The sequence below is a fragment of the Micromonospora sp. NPDC049171 genome (assembly GCF_040648275.1).
Lineage (GTDB): Bacteria > Actinomycetota > Actinomycetes > Mycobacteriales > Micromonosporaceae > Micromonospora.
Genome location: NZ_JBEZDJ010000051.1, coordinates 1 through 11,142, shown reverse-complemented (window position 1 = coordinate 11,142; position 11,142 = coordinate 1). Strand labels below are relative to the sequence as shown.

The 11,142-nt window shown below is 75.3% G+C and carries 8 protein-coding genes; 4 read left to right on the top strand and 4 right to left on the bottom strand.

All coding sequences use genetic code 11. From position 1 onward, the window contains the following. Nucleotides 1-119: 119 nt before the first annotated feature. A complete protein-coding gene (locus tag AB0B14_RS36050; protein ID WP_357526597.1) occupies nt 120-485 on the top strand; it encodes a helix-turn-helix transcriptional regulator in 366 nt (121 codons plus the stop codon). Next, nucleotides 482-1,450 (top strand): hypothetical protein, encoded by a 969-nt coding sequence (locus AB0B14_RS36045; RefSeq protein ID WP_357070424.1) that lies wholly within the window; start codon nt 482-484, stop codon nt 1,448-1,450. Before AB0B14_RS36050 ends, AB0B14_RS36045 begins: the two co-directional genes overlap by 4 nt. A 45-nt stretch (nt 1,451-1,495) precedes the next feature. Here AB0B14_RS36045 and mptB (AB0B14_RS36040) read toward each other — a convergent pair whose 3' ends face one another. Both mptB (AB0B14_RS36040) and mptB (AB0B14_RS36035) read right to left on the bottom strand, forming a co-directional pair. Then, complete coding sequence (gene mptB / locus AB0B14_RS36040) at nt 1,496-2,920, bottom strand: polyprenol phosphomannose-dependent alpha 1,6 mannosyltransferase MptB (RefSeq protein ID WP_357526594.1); 1,425 nt, start codon at nt 2,918-2,920, stop codon at nt 1,496-1,498. Between the two features lie 125 nt (nt 2,921-3,045). Further along, on the bottom strand, nt 3,046-4,446 hold the full coding sequence (gene mptB / locus AB0B14_RS36035; protein WP_357526593.1) for a polyprenol phosphomannose-dependent alpha 1,6 mannosyltransferase MptB: 1,401 nt from the start codon (nt 4,444-4,446) through the stop codon (nt 3,046-3,048). 44 nt (nt 4,447-4,490) lie between these two features. On the opposite strand from mptB (AB0B14_RS36035), the gene AB0B14_RS36030 reads away from it, so the two are divergent. Beyond that, nucleotides 4,491-6,146 (top strand): hypothetical protein, encoded by a 1,656-nt coding sequence (locus tag AB0B14_RS36030; protein WP_357526591.1) that lies wholly within the window; start codon nt 4,491-4,493, stop codon nt 6,144-6,146. Nucleotides 6,147-6,150: 4 nt separating this feature from the next. Here AB0B14_RS36030 and AB0B14_RS36025 read toward each other — a convergent pair whose 3' ends face one another. Then, nucleotides 6,151-9,198: a bifunctional [glutamine synthetase] adenylyltransferase/[glutamine synthetase]-adenylyl-L-tyrosine phosphorylase gene (locus AB0B14_RS36025; protein ID WP_357526589.1), complete on the bottom strand. Its 3,048-nt coding sequence runs from the start codon at nt 9,196-9,198 to the stop codon at nt 6,151-6,153. After that, a complete protein-coding gene (locus AB0B14_RS36020; protein WP_357526587.1) occupies nt 9,198-9,965 on the bottom strand; it encodes a type 1 glutamine amidotransferase in 768 nt (255 codons plus the stop codon). Before AB0B14_RS36020 ends, AB0B14_RS36025 begins: the two co-directional genes overlap by 1 nt. Nucleotides 9,966-10,063: 98 nt before the next feature. On the opposite strand from AB0B14_RS36020, the gene AB0B14_RS36015 reads away from it, so the two are divergent. Then, nucleotides 10,064-10,999 carry an LD-carboxypeptidase gene (locus AB0B14_RS36015; RefSeq protein ID WP_357526584.1) on the top strand — a complete coding sequence of 312 codons (936 nt, stop codon included), beginning with the start codon at nt 10,064-10,066 and terminating at the stop codon, nt 10,997-10,999. Nucleotides 11,000-11,142: the final 143 nt, after the last annotated feature.

Genomic DNA, 11,142 nt, shown 5'->3' with positions numbered 1-11,142 from the left:
GACGCCCCGGCTACCCCTCGGTGGTTGGATCTTCCTGCACTGGGCACCGCGATCGCGGTGCCGGCCCGGCGGCTTTATAACGCCTTCCGATATACCTTCGCGTCCGATACATTGCAGCGATGGACACACCGCTGCGCGAACCCACCTTCCTGATCCTCACCGCCCTCGCCGCCGAGCCGATGCACGGCTACGGGCTGATCGGCGAGGTCGCCGTCCTCTCCGACAACCGCGTGTCGCTGCGCCCCGGGACGCTCTACGGGGCACTGGACCGGCTTGTCGACGCCGGCCTCGTCGAGGTCGATCGGGAGGAGGTGGTGGATGGCCGGCTGCGCCGCTACTACCGGCTCTCCGCCACCGGCGACGCCACCCTGACCGCCGAGACCGAGCGGCTACGTCGCAACGTCGAGGCCGCCACCACCCGGCTCGCCGAGCGGGCTCGCACCGCCCGACCGGTCACCCCGCGCGTGGCCGGAGGGCTGGCATGACCGAGCTTGAGCGCCGCTACCTGCGGCTCCTGCACGCCTACCCCGTCGACTACCGGCGCTCCCGGGGCGCCGAGATCGTCGGGACGTACCTCGAACTGGCTGACCCGGGCCGGCGCTGGCCCTCGCCCGCGGACGCCGCGGACGTCGTGCGGGCCGGCCTGCGCCAGCGGGTGCGCGCCACCGGCGCGGCCGGCCTCCTGCCGGGTGTACGCCTCGCGGCCGCTCTGGCCCTGCTCACCGCCACCGCACTGGCCGGGGTCTGGATGGTGCTGGAACTACGCCCCGCACCGACCGCCGGCTTCGGCGAGCCGACCCTCGGGCCGTTCATCTCGCTCGGCATCGGGGCGTGGACCGCCTGGGGGCTGGCCGCACTGGTGCATGCCCTGGCACCCGGTCGGTGGGCTCGACGCGCCGTCGCGTTCGCGGTGCTCCTCACGGCCGCGCTCGTCCCGGTCGCCGCACTCACCGGTCTGCCGCGCCCGCCGCTGTTCGTGCTGCTGCCCCAGCTCGGGTTGGGCCTGGTCGCGCTCGGCGCGGCCGACGGGCTGCCGGCGTCGCTGCGGGCGGCCCCGCTGGTCGCCGTCAGCGGCGCCGGCGTCCTCGGGGCGATCCTGTTGTCTCCGAACGTGTTCGCGTCGAGCTACCACACCTGGACGGTGGTGCCGGTGCTGCCGACCGCCGCCGTGGTGGTGCTCGCCGTGTCGGTGCTGCTCGGCGCGGGGCTGGCGCTGCGCGGCGACCTGCGGGGCGGCTGGGCCCTACTGATCCTGCTCACCCCGGTGGGCCTGCTGGCCCTGCACCCGCTGGCGGGAGCGTTCGACAGCATGCCTGCCGAGTTCGTGCCGAGCTGGACGGCGCTCGCCGCGACCACTGCCGTGGTCGTGCTTGTCGGCCCCGCGCTGCTGCCGCTCGCGCTCGCCGTCCGCTCCCGCTTCACCCCCAACCCCGACCCTCTCCCCCGGTGATCATGAGGTTGGCGGCGCTTTCGGAGATCGACGACGCCGCCAACCTCATGATCGGCGCGGTCGGGAGCGTCGGCGCAGGGTGTGCAGGAGGGCGGCCAGGAGCAGGGTGGTCATCGCCAGGGCGCCGGGGGCTTTGGTGAAGCGGGCCAGGTTGGTGCCGTCGGGCAGGGCGAGGAAGGCCGCCGCCGCGGCCGGCAGCACGAACCACGTTGTCCGCCGGGCGGTGAGCGCGAGCAGCACCAGCGGCCAGGTCGCGTACCAGGGATGGAAGACCGGGGACAGGACCACCGTGGCCGCCAGGGCCAGGCCGGCACCGTGCAGCGTGACCCAGGGACGGGTCAGGGCCGGATCACCCGGGGCCCGCAGGTCCCGCCAGGCCCTCCACCACAGGACCACCAGCACGACCGCGAGCAGCAGCAGCGCCACCGCCCGGAGCACCGGCACCGCCTGCGGGCCACGGCCGGCCAGCGCGCCGGCATAGTCGACGACCAGGCCGACGGCGGTGGGCGGTGACGTCCACTGCTTCGAGTCACCGCTGTGGGTCAACCCGCCCAGCCAGCCGAACCCGAGCCCGGACGCGGCCGAGCTGACCAGCAGCGCGGCGAGCAACCCGCCGGTCAGCCAGCCGCCGTCGCGCACCAACGACCGTACGGTGTGCCGGCCCTGCACCGCGGCCAGTGCGGCGAACGGCGTCACCACCACCGCGCTGGCCTTCACCGTCACGGCCAGTCCGAGCAGCACCCCGGCGAACAGCAACGCCGACGGCCGACCCGGTCGGCGGACCACGATCAGGAGCCCGGCCAGCAGCAGGCCCAGCATCACCGCGTCGTTGTGCGCCCCGGCCACCAGGTGCACTCCGACCAGCGGCCCGGCCAGCGCCAACCAGACCGCCCGCCGGGTGGGCACCCCGGCCGCACGCGCCAGTCCGGGTAGGCAGAGCGCGCCCAGCAGCAACCCCGCCACGGCGATGACCCGAAGCACCACGATCGTGCCGGTGAGGCCGCCGCCGAGCATGACCGCGAGCGCCGCGAGCAGCACGAACACCGGCCCGTACGGTGCCGGGGTGTCCCGCCAGATCGGTGCCACCGCGTCCAGCCACGGGCAGCCCGCCGCCGCCACCGGAACGGCGTACGGGTCGACGCCCTGCGCGTACGTCCAGCCCTGGCAGGCGTACGAGTAGACGTCCCGGCTGCCCAGTGGCGGCGCGACAAGCAGCGGCAGTGCCCACAGCCCGGCGGTGCCGTACGCCCACCGGGTCGACGGCACCGCCTCGCGCAGCGACCACCACGCCGTGACCAGCAGCCCGGTGCCGACCAGCCAGCAGGTAAGCGTCGCCGGCCCGCCCGGGGCTCGCCAGATCGACTCCGGTGTCGCGCCCAGCGGGGCGTCGGGCAGTGCCCCACCGAGGTACCCGGCGACGGCGAGCAGCACCGCGCCGACCAGTCCCGCGTACCGGGCCAGGCGTGCCACCCACCGACCAGAAGCCGGCGGACCCGAAGGCCGCGGACCAGCAGCCGGCGGACCAGAAGCCGGCGGACCGGAAGGCGACGGTCCGGAAGGCGGCGGACCGGGAGCGGTCACCGGCGCACCTTCCCTCAATCGGCGGCGACCGGCTGACGGGCCACCCGAGCCGACCGTACCAACCAGACGACCAGGGCGATCACCAACAGCGTCATCAGCGGCGCCCCGACCGTCTTGGTGAACCGGGGCAGGCCGGTGCCGTCGGGCAGCACCAGGAACGACGCGACGAGTGCGACGACGGTGAACCATCCGGTCCGGCGGGCGGTGGCCGCGAGCACGGCCAACGGCCAGATCCAGTACCAGGGGTGGAACAACGGCGCGAGGGCGACAGTGGCGGCCAACGCCACCGCGGCGTGCCACAGCGGCTCCCGGGTGCGGGCCCGCCACCAGAGCCAGACCAGCAGCAGCGCCAGCACCGCCACGCCGATCCCCCGGGTGACCGGCAGCGCGTCGATGTGCCCGCCGAACGGCACCACCAGGTAGCCGACGGTCTGGCCGATCGCGGTGGACGGCGACGTCCAGGCGATCACGTCACTGCCGCTGGCCAGCCCGCTGACCCAGCCGAAGTCCAGCCCCGCCGCCACGGTCACCCCGACCACGGCGGCGACCGCGCCGCCGACCACCCACCCGCCGTGCCGGAACAGAGCCCGGATCGAGTACCCGCCGACGATCGCGGCCAACGCCGCGAACGGCACCACGACCAGCGCGGTCACCTTGATCGCGGCGGCCAGTCCGAGCAGCACGCCACCGGCGAGCAGCGGGCCGGGGCGGCCCGGCCGGGACGCGATCACCGCCAGTCCGGCGACCAGCAGGCCGACCATCAGGGCGTCGTTGTGCGCGCCGCCCACCAGGTGCACGGCGACCAGCGGGCAACCCAGCGCGAGCCAGACCGCCCGACCGGCGGGTACGCCGGCTCGCCGGGCCAGCACCGGCAGGCTCACCGCGGTCAGCGCCACCCCGGCCACCGCGATCAGCCGGAACACCACGATCGCGCCGGTCAGTGAGCCGGTGGCCTTGACCACCGCACCGGAGAGCACCACGAACAGCGGCCCGTACGGCGCGGGCGTGTCCCGCCAGATGTACGAGATGGTGTCCAGCCAGGGGCAGGGCAACGCGGAGACGCCCTGCTCGTACGGGTTGAGCCCGGCGGCGTAGCTGGCGCCCTGGCAGGCGTACGCGTACACGTCCCGGCTGGCCAGCGGCGGTGCGACAAGCAGCGGCAGCAGCCAGAGCCCGACGGTGGTCAACGCCCAGCGGGTCGATGGCACCGAGTCCCGCAGCGCCCACCAGGCGTAGGCCAGCAACGCGGTGCCGACCAACCAGGCGGCGAGGACCAGCGGGCCGTTCGGGCCCTGCCAGATGCTGACCGGGTTGGAACGCAGCGGGGAGCCGGGCAGGGCGCCGCCGAGGAACGCGGCCACGGCGAGCAACGCCGATCCCGCCAGGCCGATCCAACGCGCGAGGTGGTGAGGCACGCCGGACATGCTGCCAGTACGGTGGTCGCGGTACGGAGGTGGGCATGCGGCGTAGTCGGGTGGTGGCGGTGGCCGCCGGTTCCGCCGTCGTGCTCGGCGCGCTCTGGTTGGCCCTGCCGCTGATGGGGTCGGACCTGTCCGCGCAGGTGGCCCGGGCGGACTTCTTCGCGGCCCACGGGCCCACCCCGGTCGACCTGCGGTGGTATGCGGGGGTGCAGCAGTTCGGCTACAGCCTGCTCTCCCAGCCCCTGATGGCACTGCTCGGCGTGCGGGTGACCGGCGCGCTGGCTCTGGTGGCGTCGGCCGCCGCGCTGGCCGCGCTGCTGGTCCGCGCCGAGGTGCCCCGACCGCTGCTGGGCAGCCTGGTCGGGGTGGTCACGCTGGCCGGCAACCTGGTCTCCGGCCGGGTCACGTACGCCCTGGGCGTGGCGTTCGGGCTGGCCGCGCTGCTCGCGCTGAGTCGAGGCGTACCCCGAGGAGGGCGCGGGCGGCTCGCGCTCGCTGCGTTCGCCGCGTTGCTGGCCTCGGCGACCAGCCCGGTGGCCGGCCTGTTCGTCGGCCTGGTGGGCGTGGCGTTGCTGCTCACCCGGCGGTACGCCGACGGCCTGGCGCTCGGTGTCGCGGCGGCGGTGCCGCTGGCCGCGACGGCGCTGCTGTTCGGCGACGGCGGCTGGATGAACATCAGCCGCACCGACACGGTCCGCGCGGTGCTGACCAGCCTGCTGGTGGCGGCGCTGGTGACGTACCGGCCGGTGCGGTTCGGCGCGCTGCTCTCCGCCGCCGGGGTGCTCGCCGCCGCCGCCGTGCACACGCCCGTGGGGTTGAACGCGACCCGGCTGGTGACGATGTTCGCGCTGCCGGTGTTGGCCGCCGCGGCCCGCCCGCCCGCCTGGCTCTCCGAGCGGCTGGCCCGCCGGTCGGCGCAGCGCGCCGCCCCGGCCGACGCCGCCCCGACCAGCGCTGCCGCAGCCGGGTCCACGGCGGCGGGGCGGTCGCGGCCGGCGCGGCTGCGCGGCGGTGTGGGTCTGGCCGCGCTGCTGGTGGCGGTCTGCGTGTGGCAGCCGCCGGTGGTCCCCGCCGACCTGCTCGGCATCGGTGACCCGACGAGCGCGCCGGGCTACCACGCGCCGCTGCGCGCGTTCCTGGCCGGGCAACGGCTCACCGGCCGGGTCGAGGTGCCGCCGACCCGCAACTACTGGGAGGCGGCCCGCCTCGGTGAGGTGCCGCTGGCCCGGGGTTGGCTGCGGCAGGCCGACATCGACCGCAACCCGCTGTTCTTCACCACGGTGCCCGGCGCGGCCGGCACCGGCGTACCGCTGACTCCGACCAGCTACCGGGCCTGGCTGACGGAGAACGCCGTGCAGTTCGTGGCGCTGCCGGACGCCCCGCTGTCCTGGGTGGGGCGGGCCGAGGCGGAGCTGGTCCAGGGCGGGTTGCCGTACCTGACGCCGGTCTGGTCCGGCCCGCACTGGCGGGTCTGGGCGGTGGTCGACCCGACGCCGCTGGTCGCCGCACCCGCCGAGCTGATCCGCGCTGACGGCGCGGCGGTGACCTTCCGGGCCCTCACCGCCGGGCCGGTGGCGGTCCGGGTCCGGCACAGCCGGTGGCTTGTCGCGTCCGGCGGCGCCACGGTCACCGCCGACGGGGGCTGGACCACCGTCACCGTGCCCCGCCCCGGCGTCTACACCCTCGGCAGCTGACCCGCTACCCCTCCAGCACCCGCTGGGCGGCGGCGCGGGAGCGGCGGCCGGTGCGCAGGTACTCGTCGAGGAACTCCCCCGGGTCGTCGCGCCCGAGCAGCCGCACCACGCCGGCCAACTCCACCCCGTGCCGGGGCAGTTGGTCGCCGGCCCGGCCCCGGACCAGCATCAACGCGTTGCGGACCTGCGCCGCCAGGGACCAGCCGGCGGCCATCTCCGCGGCGTCCGCCGGGTCGATCAGGCCGGACCGCTCGGCGGCCGCGAGGGCATCGAGGGTACGCGTGCCGCGCAGCTCCGGGACCGCGCCGGCATGCCGGAGCTGGACGAGCTGCACCGCCCACTCCACGTCGGCGAGCCCGCCCCGACCCAGCTTGGTGTGGGTGGCCGGGTCGGCGCCGCGGGGCAGCCGCTCGGTCTCCACCCGGGCCTTGATCCGGCGGATCTCGACGACCTGCTCGCGGGTCAGCCCGTCGGCCGGGTACCGCACCGGGTCGATCATCGTCTCGAACTCGGCGCCCAGGTCGGCGTCGCCGCAGACGAACCGGGCACGCAGCAACGCCTGCGCCTCCCACACCCGCGACCAGCGGGCGTAGTACTGCGCGTACGCGGCGAGACTGCGCACCAGCGGACCCTGCCGCCCCTCCGGGCGCAGGTCGGCGTCGACGCCGAGCGGCGGGTCCGCAGCGGGTACGCCGAGCAGCCGGCGCAACTCCTCGGCGATCGCGTGCGCCGCCGCGCTGGCGTCGCTCTCGCTGGTCCCGGCGGGCGGGTCGTAGACGAAGAGCACGTCGGCGTCGGAGAGGTAGTTCGACTCGTACCCGCCGAGCCGTCCCACGCCGATCACCGCGAACCGCAGCCCCGCCGGGGCCGGCTGGCTGGCCCGGGCGGCGCGCAGCGCGGCGGCCAACGTGGCGTCGGTGACGTCGGCGAGTGCCGTGCCGACCTCGGTGATGTCGAGCGAGCCGGTGGCGGGCCGGTTCGTGCCGTCGGGTCGGCTCGGCGTGGGTGCGAGCGCGCCGGCCCGGCTGAGCACGTCCGCGCAGGCCACCCGGACCAGTTCCCGACGTCGCAGCGCGCGCACCGCACGGGTGGCCTCGACCGGGTCGGTGTGCCGGGCCGCCGCCGCCAGGAACCCCTCCCGGAGCACGTCGGGCGGGCGCGGGGCCAGCTCGTTCTCCTCGGCCAGCAGCCGCAGCGCCTCCGGGTCCCGGGCGAGCAGGTCGGCCACGTACCGGGACAGGGCGAGGACCCGGGCCAACCGCCGGGCCACCGGGCCGCCGTCGCGCAGCAGCCGCAGATACCAGGGGGTGCTGCCCAGCTTGTCGGAGACCTTGCGGTAGTTGAGCAGCCCCCGGTCCGGCTCCGGCGCGTCGGCGAACTCGCTGAGCAGCACCGGCAGCAGCGTCCGCTGGATGGCCGCCGTGCGACTCACCCCGCCGGTGAGCGCCTGGAGGTGGCGCAGCGCCCCGGCCGGGTCGGCGAAGCCGAGGATCTCCAGCCGGTGACTGGCCGCCTCCGGGGTGAGTCGCAACCCGTCGGCCGGCACCCGGGCCACCGACTCCAGCAGCGGCCGGTAGAGCAGTTTGGCGTGCAGTCGGCGTACCTCGGTGGCGTGGGTGACCCACTCGGCCCGGAAGCTCTCCACGGCGCTGTGCCCCGGCGTGGCCGTGAAACCCAGTGCGGCGGCGAGCCAGCGCAACGCGCCCGGCTCGCTGGGCACGGTGTGCGTACGACGCAGGCCCTGGAGTTGGAGTCGGTGCTCGACGCTGCGCAGGAAGCGGTAGCCGCGCAGCAGCGCCTCGCCGTCGGCCCGGCCGACGTAGCCGCCGGCGACGAGCGCGCGCAGCGCCGGGATGGTGCCGGGTACCCGCAGCGTCTCGTCGACGCGGCCGTGCACGAGTTGCAGCAACTGGACGGCGAACTCGATGTCGCGCAGCCCGCCGGGGCCGCGCTTGATCTCGCGTTCCAACTCCTTCGGCGGGATGTGGTCGATGATCCGGCGGCGCATGGCGCGGACGTCCTCGACCGCCTCGGGCCGTTCGGCCGCCCGCCACACCAGCGGCGCGAGCTGGTCGATCCACTCCTGGGCCACCGGCACGTCACCGGCGGCCGGGCGGGCCTTGAGCAGCGCCTGGAACTCCCAGGTGCGCGCCCACCGGCGGTAGTAGGCCAGGTGGCTGGCCAGGGTTCGCACCAGTGGGCCCCGGTTGCCCTCGGGTCGCAGCGCGGCGTCCACCGGCCAGGCGACGAACCCGCAGATGTGGATCAGCCGGGTCGCCACCAGGGTCGCCGCCGGCAGGTCGGCGTCCTCGGCCGCCACGAAGATGACGTCCACGTCGGAGACGTAGTTCAGCTCGCCGCCGCCGCACTTGCCCATCGCCACGACCGCGAGCCGGGGCCGCTCGGTGCCCTCGGCCAGCTCCGTGACGGCGATCTCGTACGCCGCGGCGAGGGTCGCGTCGGCCAACGCGGACAGCGCGGCCATGGTCTGCTCCAGGCCGCGCCCGCCGGTCAGGTCGGCCGCCGCGATCCGCAACAGTGCCAGCCGGTACGCGGTCCGCAGCACCGCCACCGGGTTGCCACCGCCGGTCGGTTCCAGCCGCCCCTCGGCGATCGGGGCGAGCCCGTCCGGGGCGGTCCGCAGCGTCAGGCAGTGCTCGGGGTTGGCCACCAGATGATCACCGAGCGCCGCCGACGCGCCGAGCACCGCGATCAGCCGCCGCCGCAGGCCCGGGTCGGTGTGCAGCTCCGCGAGCAGCGACGACGCGGCGCTACCGCCGCTCGGGCTGCCCCCGGCGCTGCCTGCGCTCGTGCGGCGTTCGGTCTCCACGATGCGGTGTAGTTGCCGCAGTGCCAGGTCCGGATCGGCGGCCCGGGACAGTGCGGCAAGCAGCTCCGCCGCGGTCTCGTCGGCCGGCTCCTGTTCCTCCGGCCGCCACAGCCGCAGCCCGTCCGGGCCGAGCAGATCCGCGGCGCGCGCGCCGCCGTCGCCCTCGGCGGTGCCGAAGCCATAGCGGGCGAGCCGCCCCGGTGCCCTGGTCGGCCGACTCATCAGTGCCCGAGCAGCGGCAGGCCGCGCCGGATCGTGCTGTCATCCAACTCGCCGAGGGCCAGCGCGGCGAACCGGGCCGCGAACGGCTGCCAGACCTCCTCGACATCGGCCAGCACCGAGGCGCAGGCCGCCACCACCAGCTCCGGGTCGTAGCCCAGCTCGGCGAGTTGGGTCGAGTCGGTCGCCCAGCCGGCGATCATCTCGGCGTCGCACTCGATGTGGAACTGCAACCCCCACGCCCGGTCACCGAGCCGGAACGCCTGGTGCGGGTAGCGGGTGGACGCGGCCAGCAGGATGGCGCCCCGGGGCAGCTCGGTGATCTCGTCGGCGTGCCACTGGAGCACGTCCGGGATCAGCGGCACGTACCGGAACAACGGATCGTGCTCGGCGGCGTCCCGCCGGCCGACCACACCGGGGCCGATCTCCGGCCCGGACGGGCTCCGCTCGACCAGGCCGGCGTGCGCGGTGGCGAGCAGTTGCGCGCCCAGGCAGACCGCCAGGGTGGGCACCCGGTAGCGGACGGCCTTGCGTAGCAGGCCCTCCACCGCCGGAAACCAGGGAGCGCCGGGCGAGCCGTCCGGCAGCGGGTACGCCTGCTGGTCGCCGCCGAGCACCACAAACGCGGCGTACCCCTCCAGGTCGGCGGGGAGCTCGTCGCCGGCGTGCGGGCGGACCACCCGCAGCTCCAGCCCAGCTTCGGTCAGCCACTCACCCAGCCGGCGCGCGTCGTCCGTCGGGTCGTTCTCGATCACCAGCGCGGTTGCCACCCGTCGAGGCTAGCCGGTGGGCCGTGTGCCGCCATGCCCCGCCACCGGGATGCGCGCAACGGCCGTCGATCCTGGATCCGGCGCTAGGCTCTGCGGTTGTGATCAACGAGGACACCGCCGTCGTCCGCCCGCCCGTGCTGCGACCGGGTGACACGGTGCTGCTGGTGTCACCGTCCGGGCCGACCTCGCCGGAGCGGGTGGCCCGGGGGATGGAGCTGCTCATCGGCTGGGGCCTGCGGCCGGTCCCGGCACCGCACGCGTACGCCCGCCACGGCTACCTCGCCGGCACCGATGACCTGCGGGCCGCCGACCTGAACGCCGCGTTCGCCGACCCGCAGGTACGCGGGGTGATCTGCACCCGTGGCGGCTACGGCGTCCAGCGGATCGTGGACGCCATCGACATGGCCGCCGTACGCCGTGACCCGAAGGTGGTGGCCGGGTTCTCGGACATCACCGCGTTGCAGTTCGCACTGTGGCGGGGTGCCCGGCTGGCCGGAGTGCACGGCCCGGGGGCGGCCTGGCGGGACGAGCGGACCCCGCTGCGCTCCGCCGAGTCCCTGCACGCGGCGCTGATGACGACCGAGCCGGTGTCGATCAGCGCGCTGCCCACCGAGGACACCTTCGGCGTACGCGTTCCGGGTCGCGCCACCGGCACCCTGCTCGGCGGCAACCTGTGCCTGATCGCCGCGTCGATCGGCACCCCGGACCTGCCCGACCTGACCGGTGCGGTGCTGTTGATCGAGGACGTGCAGGAGCCCCCGTACAAGGTCGACCGGATGCTTACCCAGCTGCGCCGGGCCGGCGTGCTGGACGGGCTGGCCGGGGTGGCGGTCGGGCAGTTCACCGACTGTGGCGACGGTTGGGAGACCACGATCGTCGACGTGCTCACCGAACGCCTCGGCGACCTGGGCGTACCGGTGCTCGGCGGCCTGCCGATCGGCCACGGCCACGGCCAGCTGACGGTCCCGTTCGGCACCCAGGCCACCCTAGACACCAACACCAACACCCTGACAGCAACCCCCGCAGTCCAATAACCCCCTCCCTCCCCGTCCCCCTCCCTCCCTCCCCCGGCCTCTCCCCCCGCCCCCTCCCCCGGTGATCATGAGGTTGTAGTCGCTCGCCTCGGCGTGTCGCGGCAATAACCTCATGATCACCGCGTGAGGGGTGGGGGTGGGGG